This window comes from Ochrobactrum sp. MYb379 (assembly GCF_037479515.1).
Classification (GTDB): Bacteria; Pseudomonadota; Alphaproteobacteria; order Rhizobiales; family Rhizobiaceae; genus Brucella.
The window spans coordinates 395,936-414,187 of sequence record NZ_JBBGYW010000004.1; the positions used below are offsets into that span (position 1 = coordinate 395,936).

The window sequence follows — 18,252 nt, forward strand, 5'->3', positions numbered from 1 at the left end:
ATGATGCTCAAAGGTGGCTTTACCAACTATGGCCAGCAGATTGGCGTGCTGATGCTGGACACGATTTTCCCGCGTCCCGCAGGCGATATCGGTAACGCACTGTCCTATGATTTTCCCGTTCGCTACAAGACGGTGAAAGGTGCGCATGCCACGCGTATCATGGGCGACAACCCGGATCCAAAACTCATTGAACCCTTTATCGAGGCTGCGCGAGAACTTGAAGCAGAAGGTGTCCGCGCCATCACCACGAGCTGCGGATTCCTGGGACCATTCCAAAAAGATATTGCGGCTGCGGTTAATATTCCCGTCTTCACATCTGCTTTGATGCAAGCACCGATTGTCCATGCAATGCTAGCTCCCGGCAAAGTCATTGGTGTGTTTACCGAGCGTGCGCACCACATGAATGACGCCCATTTCAAGGGCGTCGGCTGGTCGTCGGAAGTGATCCCGGTTCAGGTGCAGGGTATGAAGGAGAATGCAGAGTTTCCGCAAACCTATATCGAAGGGCGCGATTATCTTGATACGGATGTGTTGAAGGAAGAAATGCTGGAAATGACGCGTGCGTTCATGGCGAGCTGTGACAATCCTGGTGCAATCCTGTTTGAATGCACCAACATGTGCCCATTTTCGTCATTTGTTGCGGAAGAATCCGGCTTGCCTGTGTTTGATATCAACACGCTGATCAACACATTCTATCTGGCAGCCAATCCGCGCCGTTATCTCTAGGTAATATTTCGCCTCCACGACGGTTCGTTGTGGAGGCGATAACTATTCATTCGATTGCTGGGCTATTTCTGTTCTGCACGAGCCAGAAATAAATTACTATTTCCGCAATTCTGCTTCAATATCGTCGAATGCCTTGTCTTTGCCGATGCCGGTCAGAAATGGCAGGCCTTTGATAACCGTCTTCGTTACCGAAGCAGAAATTGGTGTGGTGGAGACGATGAAGTCCACATTATCCGCCATAGAAGGAACTTCGGTTGCTTTTGCCTGCTGAGCGTTGAAAGTCAGGCCGCGCTTTTTCATTTCTTCGGTAACAGCCGCATTCACTGCAGTAGATGTTGCTACCCCTGTGCCGCATGCGAAGAGAATTGTTTTCATTTTAGCCATGATTTCCTCCAAGTAGGCTTATGCACCCTTCAAGGTGCACAAATGTCGTATTCTGTTTATTGGTCTCGCCCGTAAAGATTATGCATTCCGCGGATCGTCATCTCTTACAGAGCAGATCGAACGTCTTCTAAAGTGCGTGCGGCCTTCAGTCTGTCGAGTGCATCAGCGTCCTGAATGGTTGTCATGATCTGCTGCAAGGTTTCAATCTGTTTGTCTTTGTCATCGATAGCAAGCAGAAAGACGTAACCAACTGGAACGGTTTCTTCCGGGTCTTCCATGTTGGCAAAGCTGATAGGTGATTTCAGCGTTGCAAACGCGACGCCAGCCTTGATTACATGTTCTGGATCGGTATGCGGTACGGCAACATTGTCGACGCGCTCAAGTGGTAAGCCGGTTGGCATCGATAATTCGCGGGCGACAACGGCATCGGCATAGCTTGGCTTTACGTAACCGAGCTGTTCGAGCTTGCCTGCTAAAATACGGATAATTTCTTCATTTGTTTTTGCTTCGCTCTGAAGCTCAATTGCTTGTGGGTCGAGATAATCAATCAAACCAGCTGCCATTGCATTCTCCATTTGGAAAAGACCGCACGTCGAGCTGACGTGCGGCTTTGATTATAGTGCAGAATTGATGGCCAGTATCAGGCAATCTTTTCTTCTACAGGTTCATCTTCTGCGCCAGCCGCACGTTCCCAGGCGAGTGTGTTGCGACGATAGAGTATGAACAGCAGGGCGATAACGGCAGCAATGACTGCTACGCCAACCGTACCACCAAGCCAGCTGATTGTTTTGATGATAATATCAGGAACCCAAAGGAACCCATCAACCACCGAAGTAATCTGCAAGGCATTTTCAGGCAGTTTGAAGCCGGAAGATACCGCCGCACTTGTAAAGAGCGGAGCAAGCGCATTGGCAACATAGAAGCCAATTGCCAAAGTGATAGTACCCACCACAACCATTCGGAACACGTTTCCTTTCAGAAGCGGAGCCGTCATGGCAACGATGAATGGGATAACTGCAAGATCAGCAAACAGGATCACGCGGTTGCCCGGCAGGATGACGGATAGGATAATCGCAATCGGCACAAGAATGAGCGCCGACGAGATAGCTGCCGGATGGCCGATAAGGATAGCCGAATCGAGACCAACGAGCAGTTCGCGGTCACCTGTACGCTTGCGCACAAATTCCTGCGCCGCATCAGAAACCGGGAGCAGGCCTTCCATCAGGATTTTGACCATACGCGGCAACAGCAACATAACCGCTGCCAGTGTCATACCGGTGCCAAGTACCTTGGCAAGCACCGTACCGAAGTCGCCCGCATTATAGAATGCGATAAGACCGAGCACGAGACCGATGATCAACCCCATCACAACCGGCTCACCAAAAACCCCAAAGCGGCGTTCGATGGTTTCGGTGTTGATGTTGATTTTGTTGATGCCAGGAATGCGATCCATGATCCAGTTGAGCACAATCGCGATTGGCAGGATTTGTGCGGAAGCCAGATGCGGCACGGAAACGCCAGGAATGCCATAGAATTGCTGAACAGCACGTGCCGACCAATCTGCAAAGAGCAGAGACAGAGCAGCAACAAGCGCTGCAACAATAATACCGTAAGCGATGTTATCGGTTGCGGCCACTACCAGCGATCCAACGAAGGCAAAGTGCCAAAAATTCCACACATCGACATTCAGCGTTCGGGTCCAGCGCATCAATAGAAGCGCGATGTTGACCAGAATGCCGACTGGAATAACCCATAGGCCCACCGACGAGCCAAAGGCGATTGCCGCAGCGGAAGGCCAGCCCACATCAACGATATCACGCTTGATGCCTGTGTTGGTGACGATTGCCTGAGCGACTTCACCGATAGAGGTGAACATCAAACCCAGAACCAGATTAATACCGATGAAAGCGACACCGATGGTGATCGCAGCGCGGAAGGCTTTGCCTACTTTGGCGCCAAGAACCACCGCTATAATGAAGATGACGATAGGCAACAGAACCGTTGCCCCAAGCGTATCGACTGCCGTTTTTAGTCCGCTCAGAAACGCGTCCATTTATTTCTCCTCCCCCCGAAGCACTCCCAAAGTGCATCGAGCTCACAGAACGCCATTGTTAGCTCTTACGTGTCGACATTTCAAAATTTGAGTTATGCGAAACGGCAGAACATTTGTATTCTATAGCAAACTAAAGTTGAATAACAAGATGGCATTTTGGTGGGTGTCAAATGCGATCAATATGAACACTGGTATTGACTTAAAAACAAATGTTCAGTAATCGATAGGGTATCAGAGGAGACTGCAAGCGTTTTGCAGAGACGTTCAGGAGGAAACGATGGCAACCAATGTGGCGTTGACAGGTTTGGCGCGCGATATGCAGGCGCGGGCGGACAGCGGACGACCGATCCGTATTGGACTGATTGGCTCCGGCGAAATGGGCACTGACATTGTCACCCGTGTTGCGCATATGCCGGGCATTGAGGTTGGTGCCATCTCCGAACTGCGCGTTCCTAATGCACTTCAGGCCGTTGATATTGCGTTTCAGGAAGAAGGGCATGGTCGCGAAGTCTCGACCGCGTCTGATCTGACCGCCGCGATGGAAGCGCATAAGGTTGCCGTCACAGACAACGCAAATCTTATCCTTGAAAATGATCTTATCGATGTTGTGATTGATGCGACTGGCGTTCCCGCTGTTGGCGCAGAGATCGGCCTGCGTGCCATGGAGCATGGCAAACATCTGGTCATGATGAATGTCGAAGCCGACGTCACCATCGGTGCTTACCTGAAAGCAGAAGCGGAGCGTCTTGGCGTCACCTATTCGCTGGGTGCAGGGGACGAGCCATCATCCTGTATGGAGCTGATCGAGTTCGTGTCCGCCATGGGCCACCCAATTGTGGCCGCTGGCAAGGGCAAGAACAATCCGCTCAATATTGATGCGGTTCCTGATCAATATATGGAGGAAGCCACGCGCCGTAATATGAACGTGCGCATGTTGGTAGAATTCGTCGATGGTTCAAAAACCATGGTCGAAATGGCTGCCATTGCCAATGCGACAGGTCTTGTGCCCGATAAAGCCGGTATGCACGGCCCTGCTGCAACCCTTGATCAGCTTAACAAGACGCTGATCCCTGAAAAGGATGGCGGCCTTTTGTCGAAGGTTGGCGTCGTAGATTACTCCATCGGCAAGGGCGTTGCTCCGGGCGTGTTTGTTGTCGCCGACATGTCGCATCCGCGTATTTCCGAGCGTATGGAAGATCTGAAAATGGGCAAGGGTCCATACTTCACATTCCATCGCCCTTATCACCTGACTTCGCTCGAAGTGCCGCTCACCTGCGCTCGCGTTGTTCTTTACGGCAAGCCGGACATGGTTCCATTGTCAAAGCCGGTTGCGGAAGTGGCTGCGGTTGCCAAGAAGGACATGCAGCCTGGCGAAAAGCTCGATGCAATTGGTGAGTATTGCTACCGCGCATGGATCATGACTTCCGGTGAAGCAAGAAGCGCGCATGCGATCCCTTGTGGATTGCTACAAGGCGGTAGCGTGACCAAGCCGATCAAAAAAGGCGAACTGATCACTTATGACAATGCGGCTGTAGCTCCCGGCTCCAAGATTGCCGAGCTGCGCGCACGTCAGGACAAGCTCGTTTACGGAGCGTGAGGACAAAACATCATGGTTCAAGCCAAAAAAGTCGAACCTCAGGATACGGGCGACCGTCACAACTTGCCTTATGCCTTTCGCACTTATTCGCCAGAGCAGCTCAAAGAAGCCTTGCATAAAATGTATCTTATCCGCCGCTTTGAAGAGGGCGCGGAAGAAAGCTACACGCGCGGCCTCATTCACGGAACGATGCATCTTTCCATCGGGCAGGAAGCGAGCGCGATGGGATCGTGCCTGCCGCTCAATGACGATGATATGATCACCTCGACCCATCGTGGTCATGGTCATTGCATCGCCAAGGGTGCAGATGTGAAGCGTATGTTTGCCGAGTTTTTCGGCAAGGAAACCGGCTACTGCAAAGGCCGTGGCGGCTCGATGCATATTGCTGACGTTTCAAAGGGAAATCTCGGTGCAAATGGCATTGTCGGCGGAGGTATTCCGATTGCCGTTGGTGCTGCACTCTCTGCCAAGAAGCAGAAAAACGGTAAGGTCGTCGTGTCGTTCTTTGGTGACGGTGCGAATAATGAGGGCGCATTTCATGAAGCACTCAACATGGCCTCAGTCTGGAAGCTTCCCGTCGTTTTCATCTGCGAAAACAACGGTTACGGCATGTCTACATCGACCAAGCGCTCGACGGCAGTTGCCAATGTCGCTGATCGCGCCTCGGCTTATAACATGCCGGGTGTGATCGTGGACGGTAACAATCTGTCGGAAGTGGCAGAGGCCGTCAACGAGGCCAGCGAACGCGCAAGGCGCGGCGATGGACCAACGCTGATTGAAAACAAAACATACCGCATTCGTGGTCATTCCAAGAGCGATCGCAACCGCTATCGCACCAAGGAAGAAATTGAGCATTGGCAGAATGATCGCGATCCTATCGCGCATTTTGAGGCCGATTTGAAAGCCTATGGCTTCATCAATGACGCCGAGATCGAGGCAATTCGTACTGAGGTGGAAAAGGAAATCGCTGACGCGATTGAATTCGCCAAGAACAGCCCGGCGCCTGATCTTACCAACCTTACCCGCGACGTTTACACGGACGATATTTGAACATGGACACGACAATCCGTGAGTTGAGCTATTCGCAAGCCATTCAGGAAGCAATGGCGATTGCCATGGAACGCGACGACCGCGTGTTCCTGATGGGTGAAGATATTGGCGTCTATGGCGGCGCGTTTCAGGTGACAGGGGATCTGGTGCATCGCTTTGGCGAAGACCGGGTCATGGACACCCCGATTTCAGAACTGGGTGGTGCAGGTGTAGCGGTCGGTGCAGCACTGACCGGCATGCGCCCGATTTTTGAGTTCCAGTTTTCTGATTTTGCAGCCCTTGCCATGGAGCAGATCGTCAATCAGGCAGCGAAAATTCGCTATATGCTTGGAGGTGCAGTTTCTGTTCCGCTGGTCATGCGCTTTCCGGCAGGTTCGGGAACGGGTGCTGCTGCACAGCACAGCCAGAGCTTAGAGGCTTGGCTGGGTCATGTTCCGGGTCTCAAGGTTTTGCAGCCTTCAACACCCTATGATGCCAAGGGCATGTTGCTTGCAGCCGTTGAAGATCCTGACCCGGTCATGATTTTCGAGCACAAGCTGCTTTATAAGAACAAGGGCCCGGTGCCTGAAGGCTTTTACACCGTACCAATCGGTAAGGCGGAAGTGGTTCGCGAAGGTCGTGATCTGACAATCGTTGCCACAGCTATTATGGTGCATAAGTCGCTTGAAGCGGCTGCTGAACTTGCCAAAGAAGGCATTGATGTTGAGGTGATTGATCTGCGCACTGTGCGTCCGATTGATCGCGAAACCATCATTAAAAGCGTCAAGAAGACGTCAAAGCTTCTTTGCGTTTATGAAGCGGTTAAGACGCTCGGCATCGGTGCTGAAATCTCTGCTATCGTCGCAGAAAGTGATGCGTTCGATTACCTCGATGCGCCGATTGTGCGTCTGGGCGGAGCCGAAACACCAATTCCTTATAATCCTGATCTTGAACGCGCGACCGTTCCGCAGGTGCCTGATATCCTGAAAAGCGCTCGTGATCTGGCCAAAGGAGTGCGCTGACCATGGCTGTGGAAGTCATTCTCCCCAAGGTCGATATGGATATGGAGACAGGGCAGATTTCGCGATGGTTTGCCAAGGATGGCGATACCGTCACGAAAGGCCAGCTTCTCTTTGAAATCGAGACCGACAAGGCGGCGATGGAAGTTGATGCGCCAGCATCCGGCATCATCGCAGATATTAGTGCTGCTGAAGGGGCTGTTGTACCCGTTGGTCAGGCCGTCGCCTGGATTTATGCTGAAGGCGAAGAGCGCAATGCTAAGTCAACTTCGGTCGTTGAAGAGCCAGTTGCCGCTGTACCCGTAGAAGCTGTTATCGAGCCAGTCGCATCAAAACAGGCTGAACCAAAATCCTCCCAGGACTTTGAGCCGAGTTCAGCCAATGATGTGCGGGCTACACCGCTCGCACGTCGGCTTGCGCGTGAGGCAGGTATCGACCTCAAGTCCGTTCAAGGCTCGGGCCCGAAAGGCCGTGTGCAGAAAAAGGACGTTGAAGGCAATATCAGCGTTGCGAAGCCTGCCATAGCTGCGGTTGCAGGTAAACCGCCAGTGAGAAACACTGCTGAATCGATTGCTCCGGGACTGCTTAATGCAGTTTGGTTGCGCGAGGGTGATGCAGGCCTACTACCTATCGTTCTGATCCATGGCTATGCGGCGGATCTGAACTCTTGGCGTGGATTGTTTGCCGGTGCGTCGCTCGGCCATCCAATCCTTGCACTCGATCTTCCGGGACACGGCAATTCACCACGCGCCGTTCCTGCAAGCATTGACGACATTGCCGCAAGCGTCGAAGCAACGCTCGCATCACTGAATGTATCTGCTTGTGTGCTGGTCGGACATTCGCTGGGCGGTGCGGTCGCGACTGTCACGGCAACCCGCGGTGTTGTCGATGTGCGCTCGCTGTTGTTGATTTCGTCGGGTGGTTTAGGCCCGCAGGTCAATGGCGCATTTATAACGGGTCTTGTCGGCGCAAAAAGCGAAGCCAGCATCGTTCCCTGGCTTAAAGTGCTTGTCGCTGATGACAGCCATCTGACAAAGCCGTTCATCAATGCCACTGTCGCTCAGGCTGCTGATACAGAATTGCGTGATACGCAAGAAGCAATTGGCGCGCGGTTCTTTGCTGATGGCACACAGACCTTTGAGGTGCGCTCAAGCATTGCATCACTTGCAATGCCCGTGCGGCTCATCTTCGGTGCGGAAGACCGGGTCATTCCCGCGTCTCATGCGCATGGTCTGCCGGGTAAAGTGGGTGTCCATATCTTCGCAGGTTGTGGACATATGCCACAAATTGAAGAGCGGGCTGCTGTGCTGCAAATCCTGAAAGAATGCGCAGCCGCCGCCAATTAATAATAGCCTAAAGCAATCAAAAAAGCGCATCGTTTCGCAACGATGCGCTTTTTGACTTTAGTGCGATGCCGCTTTGTCTTTCAGCATCTGCGCCGCGCTTTCCTCATCGGTGATGAGCACGGTCGGCTTCAGAAGTTCAACTGCGCCCAGCAATGCTGCGATTTTTTCTTTGCCGCCTGATGTCAGAATGCGCTGAGGCGTCTTCTGAAGGCTCTCGATCTTGGCTGACATGACACGATCATGCACCGGATCATCGACGATCTTGCCGTTTATATCATAGAAGTGAAACAGCACGTCGCCGACGGCACCGTTTTTGATGAGCGATATTTTCTGCTGCTCATCAATCAGACCAACTCGATAAGAAGTGCTGCTGGCCGTCTGAATATCGCCGACGCTGAGCAGCACCATGTCGAGTTGCTCTGCCATATCAAGCACGGTATTCAACCCGCAGCGCTCAATGAGTGCTATTCGGGTTTCTTTGCTGTCAACCAGAGCTGGCGCTGGGATCAGATAGCCTTCGCCCTGAAAGATCTGCGCAAATTGCCATGCAAATTCGGGTGGGTTAGACCGCCGTGGCTGTACGATGCCACCAAGCAGAGAAATTACCTTGAGATCATTGAGCGGCCGCGCGCCGATATGTTGCAGCGTGCTGGACAGGGTTCGGCCCCAGCCCACGCCGATTGTCATACCGTGCTGCACTTTTTCCGAAAGATAGGCGCCTGTTGCTGCACTGATCGGTGGAATCGGATCAATATCGGCGGATGAGAGCGGCGCAACAATGGCGCGCTCAAGACCAAAGGTCTTTTCAAGCTCGACTTCAAGGGCCGTCAGGCTTGCCAGCTTGCCTTCAATGGTAATCTTGACTTCATTGCGGGCGCGGGCATCTGCAAGCAGGCGAACGATTGTGACACGACCAACACCCAGCGCTTCCGCAATATCATTCTGGGTCATCTGCTCGACGTAATACATCCATGCGGCGCGTGTTCTCAGACGGCTTGTACGGTTTTCCGCAGCTACACCTTCAGAACCGATGAGGAGGTCTGCTACGTCAGCATTTTTCTTTGTCTGCTTGCCAGCCTTTTTCAAAACTATCCCTCAAATTTATAGCAAAATACAATGTTATCGAAGTGATGATCTTCTTGTTAAACTATTGCTTTTCCATGTGAACGCAAACAATAATTCCTATGCGTTGACCATTCTGTTATCATGGCGTTGTCGGTGAGGAAAACGAATATGTTACGCATTCTTTCGGAAGAAATTGCAGTCAATCTGAAGGACCGTCTGCGCGAAGTCCGCTACATGATCCGTCGCAATCGTGATGAAAGTTTGCGTGCAGATCAGGCCTCATCGCGTCCCGGTGAAATTGTTTCTCCAGAACTGCTGCTTGGCCATGCAGCCAGCATGATGGACAAGGCGCTCACCACGGCTGAAACGATTTCGATCTCGCTCATTTCGTCTGATCCGAATGTGCATAGCAGCACGCCGCATGTAAAGAGCCTCGCGATCTACTTTGGTGGCTCCGCCGAGGGTGTTCGGGCTTTCCGTAAAGATATGTATTATCTCACAAAGGAAGTGCTGCGCCGGCATCAGCTGCAAAATGTGCTTATTCAGGAAGCAATTTTTGTCACAGTTCATGACAGGCTGGCACGGAACCACGCCGTTTTGCTCAAAAACGTGTTTGCCGCAGAAGCCGGTGAGAACAGATTAGCCGCGACCGCAAAAGTCATTACAGCAATTTTCACGCAGCTGCTTCTGGAGAGACCCGTCCGGTTTATTTCGATGGAGGGTCACTGCGATCCGCAGGCTTTGCGTCAGTTTGAAGTGTCCTGTTTTGCGGCTGTCAGTCTTGCCTGTGGTTTGATGACTTTGAAACCCGCAGATCTCGCGGGCATCGATCCTTTGGAGAGCGCCATTCTGGCATTGGATGTGCGGCAGGAGCGCCTCATGCTGGCAGCAGAAAACAACGATCAATCGCAGCTCGATGGTTTGTTTCAAACATTGCTGGCTCATCTTCCATAAGAAAAACCCGGATCGTGATCCGGGTTTTAATGCTTGCGTCGTAAATGAAGCTTAATTTGCGAACATGTCCGCGATCAGCTTTTTCGCACGCGGAATCGATGCCGGGCTCATGCTGAGTTCGGTCAAACCCATACGAATAAATTCGCCGATCAGTTCTGGTTTGCCTGCTGCTTCACCGCACATGCCAACCATGATGCCTGCTTCGGTTCCCGCTTTAGCGGTCATCTCAATTGCAGCCATTACCGCGGGATGACTGACATCGTTAAGCTTTGCAACGGTCGGATTGAGCCTGTCCGCCGCCATCACATATTGCGTCAGATCATTGGTGCCGATGGAGAAGAAAGCGGATTCTTTGGCAAGTTCTCTTGCAGCAAAAACAGCCGCCGGAGTTTCGATCATCACACCAAGATCGACCTCAGCATAGGCTTTGCCTTCGTTCTTAAGTTCGGTGGCACATTCTGCGATCAGCCGTTTTGTGGCCCGGATTTCTTCGACATCCGAAATCATCGGCAACATCACTTTGAGATTGCCATTGACCGCTGCACGCAACAACGCACGGAGTTGAGGCTTAAATATATCCGGGCGGTCGAGGCACATACGAATGCCGCGCCAGCCAAGGAACGGATTTTCCTCCTGAGGGAATTCGATCCCCGCAATTGGCTTATCACCACCAATATCGAGTGTGCGAACGATAACCGGGTTTGGTGCAAAGGCTTTCAGAAGTGCTGAATAGGTCTCTGTCTGCATATCTTCTGATGGCAGATGAATATGCTTCATAAAGAGAAGTTCGGTGCGGAAAAGCCCAACACCCATCGCACCAGCTTCCAGCGCTATGTCAATTTCTTCCAATGCACCCATATTGGCCGCGACTTCGATAATCGTTCCATCCGCACGGCGTGGCGTTATTAAGCGATAAGCATCTAATGCCTGCTTGTCTTGCAAAGCTTTGGCTATGCGCGCTTCAATATCGGTGCGGGTCGTCTCGTCCGGATCGGAGTGAACGATACCAAAACTTCCGTCCACGGCCACGGTTTTCGCATTCTTGAGCTGTTGAACTGCACTGCCAAGACCTAAAACCGCAGGGATGCCATGTGTGCGTGCGATGATCGCAACATGCGATGTTGCGCCGCCATGTCCGCAAACAACACCTTTGATCTTCTTGAGTGGTGCGCGCGCGAGATCCCAGGCGCCTATATCTTCCGCTATCAGAACCGAACCGTCCGGGAGTTCTTCTAAATTGATGTCGTCTTTGCCTAGCAACGCAAGACAAATCTGTCGGCTGACGGCATGCACGTCATCGGCGCGCGCATTGAGATATGGATCATCAAGTGCCGCAAATTGCCCGGCAACTGTTGAGGCAGCGGCAAGCATTGCCGAAATCGCGTCCAGACCGCCACGGATAAGCCCAAGTGCTTCGTCGGTCAGGCTGTCATCAGCTGCTATGTCTTTCAAGGCTGCAATAATGCCTCGGTCGGTATCGGCGAGGTTACCGCTTGCAAGCGAGGCATCCATACGTTGCTGCACGGTTGCGATCGCCGATTTGAAATGTTCGACCTCCGCATCAATTTCCGATGCAGCAAGCTTTTTACCTGAAGGCTTGATTTCCTCAGGGAAAAACGGGAATGCAGTGCCCAGAGAAATACCTTCACTGGCTCCAACGCCTTTAATCTGACCGGCAGGCAATTCTATTGTGAGCGCGGGCTGCGGCACGGTCGCAAGCGCAGTTTCCGCTTTGGGTGAAGGGGTAGGGGCCGTTGTTTCTTCGATACCAGCCTGCGGGTTTTCCAGATAGCCGATCAGGGCTTCAATGGCCTCAATAGCATCCGCTCCATCGGCACGCACAGTCACTTCATCAAGCTCTTTCACACCAAGCAGCATCAGCTTAACGGAGCTTTTGGCACTGACGCTTTTACCGGCTTTGGCGATTTCAATATCGCTTTCAAAGCCCTTGGCCAGTTTAACGAAGCGCGTGGCAGGGCGCGCATGCAGCCCTTCATGCACCCGGACGATTGTCGAGCGTTCCATGTCTATAGCCTCAAATCAACAGATGAAACAATTCCAGCGTCCGGGACTTTGATAATCATTCCAATAGTCTGTTTTAGAACATTATTTTCGATCAGAGAGCAATCAGCCCTCAACTGCCGATAGTGATAATCTGACCTTCTTTCAGGGCCGCGACAAGGTCTTCGCCTACTATTTCGCTGGCGCAGATTTCACCCGGGCGGTCGGTTGAGGTCGCGCCCGTGAAGGAAATAACGACGTGTCCGATTTCACGCACTTTTTGCCAGGCACTTTCACCAACGGCTGTGATTTCTGCATTGACCGAGCCGATGGCAATCTTAGCGCCAATTGCAGGCGCTGAGGCCTCTGGGCCTTCTTCAACAATATGCATGACTGACACCTCGGCCAGTTCTGGCGGGGAGCCATCAGCAAAGAGAATAAGAACGCCGCCTTCGGCGAGATCCGCAACTTCCGGGCCGATCGCGGTGATCCGCGTCTTGAGGTGTATCGACATAGAGGCGGTCCTTTCCTGGTATGTTGTTCGATGCTTGAAAGCATCGCCATTGTCATGTTTGGGATTTGCCTGCCGCATTAGGGTTGCGGCAGGCCTAGAGCTTAAAGCACTGCGAGGCTGACGAGCCAGGCAATCAGAACCGAGAGCGGTCCCATGAACTGGCGGCTGATAAGAACAGCAGGAACACCAATTTCAATTGTCTTCGGTTTTGCTTCTCCAAGCGCCAGACCAACCGGCACGAAGTCACAACCAACCTGCGCGTTATAAGCAAACAGTGCTGGCAGAGCCATCGCAGGCGCAATGGTGCCGTTGGCAATTTGTGGACCGATGATTGCCACACCAATAACCTGTGCAATGACCGCACCCGGTCCCAGAATTGGTGAGAGGAATGGCAGACCACAGATTGCGGACAGGATGAGCAGCCCAACAATATTATTGGCGAGCGGTCCGAGTGGCTGCGCAAGAATATCGCCAATGCCGGTATATAGGATCAGCCCGATAAGCATCGTAACAAACGCCATGAAGGGCAATACGTTACGAATAACCTGGTCGATGGTGCGGCGGCCTGCCTGGAAGAAGATGCCAACCACACGGCCCATCACGCGGCCAATGCTGCTGATGAAGCCGACAATGCCGCCTTCGCTTGGCTGCTCGATATATTCAGGCTTTTCTTCCTCGGCCGAAGCCGATGCTGCCTGAACTGGAGCTGCTGAACCATCTGCAAGAACGATGTTTTCCGGCTTTACGCCCGAAACATAAATGTCTTCTGTGATGAACTGCGCCAATGGACCAGATTGTCCGACTGGCGTGAGGTTCACGGTTGGAATGCGCTTGCGTGGATAAACGCCGCAACGCGCCGTTCCACCGCAATCCACAACCACAACGGCCATTTCGCTTTCGATTGGCGGTGAACGAAAGCCGTCCACTGCCTCACCACCAGTGAGTTCCGCAATCTGTCGCACAAGTGGATGGATACCGCCGCCGGTGACAGATACAATCTTGTTGCGCTGTTCGGTTGGTTGAATGACCAGTGGTCCGCCCCAACCATTTGAGCCACGGGAAATTTTTACTGCTTTATAGGTTTTAGCCATGATGTCCTCCCCATTTCCCGCTTAAAGATCAATGCCCTGACGCCGCGCCATAATGGCGGTGATGCGTTCAGTGAGCATGCCTTTGAGGAGAATTACGAAGAGACCAACAATCGCATACCAGATGGCGACATTGATGTGATAGCCGGCGGGCACCGCGCCCTTCTTCTCAAGCTCAAGCAGAGCAACCAGAACGCCGCCCCAGACGAAATATTCACCCGGATTGATGTGTGGGAAGAGGCCTAGCGGCGGATGCACATAAGAAACAGCGGCATCATAGAAGGCAGGCTTATATTTTTCATCCAGGAACGAACCGAAGGTATAAGCCATCGGGTTGGTCAGAAAGAAAACTGCAAGCACGGGCAAGACCGTGTAGCGTGTCAGTGCGATACGTCCTGCACTGCGCGCAATGCCGTGAACACGCTTTTCGCCAACAAGTTCTGTGACCGCATAAAATGCGGTCATAAGCACGATCAGTGTCGGGATGATGCCGGTCACGAAACCGGAAAAGACTTCGCCGCCCTTTTGGAAAACGCCGATGAAGTGCTTGCCAATAGAGGCAAGCCAGCCAAGCTGTTCTTCCTGCGCGACGTTCTGCAAACGCTCCTTGAACTGGTCAACCGAAATTCCGGCTGTTCCGGTGTCTACCGGTGCAGGTGTGGTCGCCTGTGCGAGTTGCAACAGATCATTACCAGCGTGTTCGGCGGCATGTTTACCTTGCAGCGCCGCGTCTGATAGCATGCTGCCAGCGACATGTATTGTTTGCATTGTTGTGTCGGCGTGTTGCGCCAACATAGAGATTAACGACATAGCTCCTCCTCAATTGCCTGTTCAGACAAGCAATCCTAAGCTCCCACTGCCTTCAAACCTTCGAGTTCGAGACCATCGGATTGATCTCTTATGCGACCGATCTGCTCCATAGCCTGCGTAGCAGCAGCAGCTACTTCAGGCTTTCCTTCTCCGATTGCAGGATTGTCCTGTAGTTCACTCAGGCGCATTCCTTCAAAGCCTTCACGGCGGATGAATTTGGCAAAGACGGTACGTCCGCTCATCTCCAGAAAACGGCGCACAACCAAATTCCGGTCAACGACGATCAAAACGATCACGCCTTTGGAAAAACGCCCCCGCACGTGTCCGGCGCCAACAAAGCCGTCGGAATATTTTGCAGAGATGCCTTTCATGACATCGGAATAGTGGCGCATCTGGAACCAGACGCCCAAAGCCTGACAGCCCCATAGCAAAGCGAGGCCAATTAAAGCCCATTGCCAGATTGCCATATTGATCCTCCTCCACGAAAAAAGTGCCGGAAATATCCAGCCTATCTTTCAATTGATTAGAGAACATTTGTTTTCTTGAATGTCAATATGTATAATTATTGTGGATATTCTGACGCGATTGACACCTGACATCTGGCTTCGTTTCGCATAAGGTAAATCGCAAATCGGAGGACGTTGCGAAATGGACTTGCTTCTCAGAGAGCAGATGGCATCAATGCCGGATTTACGGCATCGGCTGCGCCAGTTGCGCTGGTTTCGCGCGACCTTTCGCAAACATGCCGGACAGCTGCAAGATGTGTATGGGGTCGCGTATCATATTGACGAAAAGAAGCTGACCGAAGCGTTTCTGAATTGGGTAGAATTGGTTGATCAGAACAAGCGGTTTGCAAAGATTGACCGCAAAGATTTTATAAGTTTCGCCGCCGGACTTGTGCTGCGTGAACTGATCCGCTTGTCGCCAGTGAAGCTCGTTACGCCGCCGAAACATGCAAGCGGGGATTCTGCCCGAATGTATGAGATCATCAGTTTCTGGCCGGAAGGGTTTCTGTACACCAATTACTGTATCTGCGCGATTGCCGCTATTCAGGAGCAGGAGTTCGGCATCGTTCCGAATCTCGACCAGTGTGCAGACGATTTACGGACGTGGTGGTCATATAAAGAGAATGTCTCGGAAATGCCGGGCTATGCAATTGCATTTCTTGACAAGTTTCTTGGTGGCGAGCCTAACTGGATCATGCCGGATTTAGCCTCAGCACGTGCAGCGATTAAGCGAGGGCAGTTGATGCTAGTGCCGAGCAGAAGTGCGTTAAGTATCAGATCGGAAAAACTAACCCAAGTGGATCATGCCAAACGTGAGGGTATCTGATTTTGCTGCTTCCTGCAAAAGGTGAGCAAAGCTCTCAGTGGTTGTCTTAAATCCGAGACACTTGCGCGGCGTTGCATTGAGATTATGGGCGAGGGCGGTTAACTGTGCCTGGCTAGATAGCTTGTGTCAGGTCAGTGATGCCGGGTAGATACCGTCGAATGCGTTTGTTTATGTTATCAATCGCACCTTTTTGCCATGGTGCGTTTCGATCACGCAACCAGCTTCTGGCTCTCCATTTCATCTTCCAAAGCGCAGTACTGCATAAACTCTGAACATAGATTGTTTCGGCACATGGAGGTATCGCGCTCAGGCCATGGCTAACCGGTCGGCCGCAGATCTGCTCCCGCGACCAATGGGTTTTAGTTGTTCTATGACGAACTTGCGCAGCTCTGGGTAACGTCTGAGCTTGCGCAACCGTGTTCTGCGGTCTTTGCTGATATAGTCAGCAACAACGCTATGATAGCCATTATAGTCTGGTATCTTAGTGTCCCGGAAGCTGTTGCGTTTGATCTCGCGATAGACCGTCAAGCGATGGCGACCCATCAGCTGCGCAATATCGCCGAGAGGGAGTTTGAGCTGCTGAGGTTCAAAAAGACGGCGACGTTCACGCAAAATGATCTGCGAATAGCAATTCGACATCCAATTTCCCCCATTGCTAACAACATGAGTTCATTGGGATTTTTTTTTAAAATAGAATGTACCTCAGTTTGACGCACTCGTGGCATAATTACGTCCAGAGTTAAGCTGCGATGCATTGTTGCGATGAGTGCCAATGGCACTTTATCCGGATTGGTACTCGGATAGGAACTCCGTTTTTCATCGGGAGTTCACCATGAACCGTTTTAATATCAACCGCGTCGTTATCTCTTGCGAAGATGTCGAAAAGTAAAAAACAGTTTTCGATAACATGTCTGTTTCAATGAAACCCCAGAGCGCTGGTATGGCTTCGAATTCGAAATTCGCATCCCTTTGAAACAGACATCGGAATGGATTTCGGGTTCTAAGCCATACGAGTAACTTTTGAATCTGGTGTGGTTTACGGATTTAAAGCTCCTAAACGTGAATCCAATACAAAAGACAGGAGATCCAAATAGACCACACTAGCTAAATGCCCAGACATCCTCGCAATACATTCCAACGTCATAACCAGCAGCCTTCAGCTTGACAATAACATTGCCAACATCTGTCGGGGAAAGGGCACCCACTTCAACTTTGATCATGCCAGGTCGATACCGTTGCAGATCAAGCTGATCAAACACGATCCAGTCAGCGCCTTCACAATCAACCAGAAATGCGTCAATATATTCAATATTGTTGCGATCCAAAATCGCCTGAAGTGTATCAGATGGAACAACAATTTCTTTCAGGTGTGGAGCAAACTTGTGAAAGTTCGGATCGTCGGGTCCCCAAACATTCTTACCCGACATCAGGTTACTGTCCGTGACCGACGAGCATCCAATAAATTCTATCGGTAACGTTCCATCTTCCAGCGCTTTGGCATCAAACGTTTTCACCGTGATTGAGCCCGGCTCACGCGTCACCGCAACAGGTTCAATCTTAAAGCGCTCCGTATCCTGATAGTTTTGACGCAGCCTATGCAGGTTATAAGGAATAGGTTCTACTAATACCGCTTTCGAGCGAGGGATGCGGTGTAGCCAAGGGGTCACATCATCAAAAAGAACACCATCGCAGGCACCAACATTGACCATCTGAAAAGGACGTCGTTTACCAGATTTCGCAATGCTTGCAGAATGAGCGAGAAAACGTGTGCCACGAAGAGCAGCACTTCGGTTCAATATGCCACTAGGAACACTGCGTGCAGTCAATGTGCGTGCATAGTCTCTAAATTTCGATGTCCCTGGAGCATTCATGCTCGCGCCCTTTCATATGGCGATTTAAAATCAGATGTCAAAAAACGCATAGTTAAATTCCTCAAGCCACCTTCGACAGTTAACTGATGACTTGCCGTTTTGTGATGAACCAAACAAAACACGTTTGCTGACCATATTGCTCGTTCATTCTTAAATCATGCTAAACTCGTTCCGCTTCACGACGATGGACGCGGAACGAATAAAGTGGAACATCTGTCGACCTATTCGAGTAGCTTGCGCTGTCGTAATTTTAATCGCCGTTGCTATTAATCCGAGCATTACCAACTGTTTCACTGCTGGCAAAATACTACCGCAAAGCCCACTTTCGACATTCATACAGTTACCACCCCAGCGCCGTCTTCATCCCATAACGCAAATGAATAACACTTGTCTTCTTTAAATATTATCAAATTTGTAGAATTTTTATTATTTCATCAGTTTCTAATATGTTTAAACTATTTAC

General features: G+C 51.4%; 17 protein-coding genes and 1 pseudogene. 7 read left to right on the forward strand and 11 right to left on the reverse strand.

Annotated features, from left to right (window positions below; all coding sequences use genetic code 11):
- Nucleotides 1-726: an aspartate/glutamate racemase family protein gene (locus WH356_RS11810; RefSeq protein ID WP_339510963.1), complete on the forward strand. Its 726-nt coding sequence runs from the start codon at nt 1-3 to the stop codon at nt 724-726.
- 96 nt (nt 727-822) lie between these two features.
- Here the strand turns inward: WH356_RS11810 and WH356_RS11815 are convergent, their stop codons facing one another.
- From WH356_RS11815 to WH356_RS11825, 3 genes are all read right to left on the reverse strand, one after another.
- Nucleotides 823-1,110: a PTS sugar transporter subunit IIB gene (locus WH356_RS11815; RefSeq protein WP_339510965.1), complete on the reverse strand. Its 288-nt coding sequence runs from the start codon at nt 1,108-1,110 to the stop codon at nt 823-825.
- A 104-nt stretch (nt 1,111-1,214) separates the two neighbouring features.
- A complete protein-coding gene (locus WH356_RS11820; RefSeq protein WP_339510967.1) occupies nt 1,215-1,673 on the reverse strand; it encodes a PTS sugar transporter subunit IIA in 459 nt (152 codons plus the stop codon).
- A 77-nt stretch (nt 1,674-1,750) separates the two neighbouring features.
- A complete protein-coding gene (locus WH356_RS11825) occupies nt 1,751-3,163 on the reverse strand; it encodes a PTS galactitol transporter subunit IIC (protein ID WP_339510969.1) in 1,413 nt (470 codons plus the stop codon).
- 277 nt (nt 3,164-3,440) lie between these two features.
- Here WH356_RS11825 and WH356_RS11830 point away from each other — a divergent pair, with 277 nt between their 5' ends.
- Genes WH356_RS11830 through WH356_RS11845 form a run of 4 tightly spaced genes read left to right on the forward strand, consistent with a single transcriptional unit; the run spans nt 3,441 to nt 8,154 of the window.
- On the forward strand, nt 3,441-4,760 hold the full coding sequence (locus tag WH356_RS11830; RefSeq protein WP_339510971.1) for an NAD(P)H-dependent oxidoreductase: 1,320 nt from the start codon (nt 3,441-3,443) through the stop codon (nt 4,758-4,760).
- A gap of 12 nt (nt 4,761-4,772) precedes the next feature.
- Nucleotides 4,773-5,810: a thiamine pyrophosphate-dependent dehydrogenase E1 component subunit alpha gene (locus WH356_RS11835; RefSeq protein WP_339510973.1), complete on the forward strand. Its 1,038-nt coding sequence runs from the start codon at nt 4,773-4,775 to the stop codon at nt 5,808-5,810.
- Between the two features lie 2 nt (nt 5,811-5,812).
- A complete protein-coding gene (locus WH356_RS11840) occupies nt 5,813-6,811 on the forward strand; it encodes an alpha-ketoacid dehydrogenase subunit beta (protein WP_339510975.1) in 999 nt (332 codons plus the stop codon).
- Between the two features lie 2 nt (nt 6,812-6,813).
- On the forward strand, nt 6,814-8,154 hold the full coding sequence (locus WH356_RS11845) for an acetoin dehydrogenase dihydrolipoyllysine-residue acetyltransferase subunit (protein WP_339510978.1): 1,341 nt from the start codon (nt 6,814-6,816) through the stop codon (nt 8,152-8,154).
- A 57-nt stretch (nt 8,155-8,211) separates the two neighbouring features.
- Here the strand turns inward: WH356_RS11845 and WH356_RS11850 are convergent, their stop codons facing one another.
- Nucleotides 8,212-9,240, reverse strand: a complete 1,029-nt coding sequence (locus WH356_RS11850; RefSeq protein WP_339510980.1) for a sugar-binding transcriptional regulator — start codon at nt 9,238-9,240, stop codon at nt 8,212-8,214.
- A 147-nt stretch (nt 9,241-9,387) separates the two neighbouring features.
- Here WH356_RS11850 and WH356_RS11855 point away from each other — a divergent pair, with 147 nt between their 5' ends.
- Nucleotides 9,388-10,173, forward strand: coding sequence for a hypothetical protein (locus WH356_RS11855; RefSeq protein WP_339510982.1), 786 nt, complete (start codon nt 9,388-9,390; stop codon nt 10,171-10,173).
- A gap of 51 nt (nt 10,174-10,224) precedes the next feature.
- Here WH356_RS11855 and ptsP read toward each other — a convergent pair whose 3' ends face one another.
- The 5 genes from ptsP to WH356_RS11880 all read right to left on the reverse strand — a co-directional run bounded on the left by ptsP (nt 10,225) and on the right by WH356_RS11880 (nt 15,053).
- Entirely contained in the window at nt 10,225-12,198 is a 1,974-nt protein-coding gene (gene ptsP, locus WH356_RS11860; protein ID WP_339510984.1) for a phosphoenolpyruvate--protein phosphotransferase, read from the reverse strand.
- 109 nt (nt 12,199-12,307) lie between these two features.
- Nucleotides 12,308-12,688, reverse strand: a complete 381-nt coding sequence (locus WH356_RS11865; RefSeq protein ID WP_339510986.1) for a PTS glucitol/sorbitol transporter subunit IIA — start codon at nt 12,686-12,688, stop codon at nt 12,308-12,310.
- A gap of 101 nt (nt 12,689-12,789) precedes the next feature.
- Complete coding sequence (gene srlE / locus WH356_RS11870) at nt 12,790-13,779, reverse strand: PTS glucitol/sorbitol transporter subunit IIB (protein WP_339510988.1); 990 nt, start codon at nt 13,777-13,779, stop codon at nt 12,790-12,792.
- Nucleotides 13,780-13,800: 21 nt separating this feature from the next.
- Nucleotides 13,801-14,586 carry a PTS glucitol/sorbitol transporter subunit IIC gene (srlA, locus tag WH356_RS11875; RefSeq protein WP_339510990.1) on the reverse strand — a complete coding sequence of 262 codons (786 nt, stop codon included), beginning with the start codon at nt 14,584-14,586 and terminating at the stop codon, nt 13,801-13,803.
- 35 nt (nt 14,587-14,621) lie between these two features.
- Nucleotides 14,622-15,053 (reverse strand): transcriptional regulator GutM, encoded by a 432-nt coding sequence (locus WH356_RS11880; protein WP_339510991.1) that lies wholly within the window; start codon nt 15,051-15,053, stop codon nt 14,622-14,624.
- Between the two features lie 181 nt (nt 15,054-15,234).
- Between WH356_RS11880 and WH356_RS11885 the strand changes: the two genes are divergently transcribed.
- Entirely contained in the window at nt 15,235-15,918 is a 684-nt protein-coding gene (locus WH356_RS11885) for a hypothetical protein (RefSeq protein ID WP_339510993.1), read from the forward strand.
- On the opposite strand, the pseudogene WH356_RS11890 reads toward WH356_RS11885, so the two are convergent.
- Together WH356_RS11890 and WH356_RS11895 are read right to left on the reverse strand one after the other, a co-directional pair.
- A pseudogene (locus WH356_RS11890) lies at nt 15,880-16,557 on the reverse strand (transposase). The gene WH356_RS11885 and the pseudogene WH356_RS11890 sit on opposite strands and share 39 nt — an antisense overlap.
- 461 nt (nt 16,558-17,018) lie before the next feature.
- Complete coding sequence (locus WH356_RS11895; RefSeq protein WP_339510995.1) at nt 17,019-17,789, reverse strand: FkbM family methyltransferase; 771 nt, start codon at nt 17,787-17,789, stop codon at nt 17,019-17,021.
- Nucleotides 17,790-18,252 lie beyond the last annotated feature (463 nt).

Excerpts from the sequence above, each read along its gene's own strand:
- WH356_RS11895 (WP_339510995.1), bottom strand. The coding sequence starts at position 17,789 with ATGAATGCTCCAGGGACATCGAAATTTAGAGACTATGCACGCACATTG.
- WH356_RS11815 (WP_339510965.1), bottom strand. The coding sequence starts at position 1,110 with ATGGCTAAAATGAAAACAATTCTCTTCGCATGCGGCACAGGGGTAGCA.
- WH356_RS11880 (WP_339510991.1), bottom strand. The coding sequence starts at position 15,053 with ATGGCAATCTGGCAATGGGCTTTAATTGGCCTCGCTTTGCTATGGGGC.
- WH356_RS11845 (WP_339510978.1), top strand. The coding sequence starts at position 6,814 with ATGGCTGTGGAAGTCATTCTCCCCAAGGTCGATATGGATATGGAGACA.
- WH356_RS11885 (WP_339510993.1), top strand. The coding sequence starts at position 15,235 with ATGGACTTGCTTCTCAGAGAGCAGATGGCATCAATGCCGGATTTACGG.
- WH356_RS11840 (WP_339510975.1), top strand. The coding sequence starts at position 5,813 with ATGGACACGACAATCCGTGAGTTGAGCTATTCGCAAGCCATTCAGGAA.
- WH356_RS11830 (WP_339510971.1), top strand. The coding sequence starts at position 3,441 with ATGGCAACCAATGTGGCGTTGACAGGTTTGGCGCGCGATATGCAGGCG.
- ptsP (WP_339510984.1), bottom strand. The coding sequence starts at position 12,198 with ATGGAACGCTCGACAATCGTCCGGGTGCATGAAGGGCTGCATGCGCGC.
- WH356_RS11855 (WP_339510982.1), top strand. The coding sequence starts at position 9,388 with ATGTTACGCATTCTTTCGGAAGAAATTGCAGTCAATCTGAAGGACCGT.
- WH356_RS11825 (WP_339510969.1), bottom strand. The coding sequence starts at position 3,163 with ATGGACGCGTTTCTGAGCGGACTAAAAACGGCAGTCGATACGCTTGGG.
- srlA (WP_339510990.1), bottom strand. The coding sequence starts at position 14,586 with ATGTCGTTAATCTCTATGTTGGCGCAACACGCCGACACAACAATGCAA.
- WH356_RS11810 (WP_339510963.1), top strand. The coding sequence starts at position 1 with ATGATGCTCAAAGGTGGCTTTACCAACTATGGCCAGCAGATTGGCGTG.
- WH356_RS11820 (WP_339510967.1), bottom strand. The coding sequence starts at position 1,673 with ATGGCAGCTGGTTTGATTGATTATCTCGACCCACAAGCAATTGAGCTT.
- WH356_RS11835 (WP_339510973.1), top strand. The coding sequence starts at position 4,773 with ATGGTTCAAGCCAAAAAAGTCGAACCTCAGGATACGGGCGACCGTCAC.
- srlE (WP_339510988.1), bottom strand. The coding sequence starts at position 13,779 with ATGGCTAAAACCTATAAAGCAGTAAAAATTTCCCGTGGCTCAAATGGT.
- WH356_RS11865 (WP_339510986.1), bottom strand. The coding sequence starts at position 12,688 with ATGTCGATACACCTCAAGACGCGGATCACCGCGATCGGCCCGGAAGTT.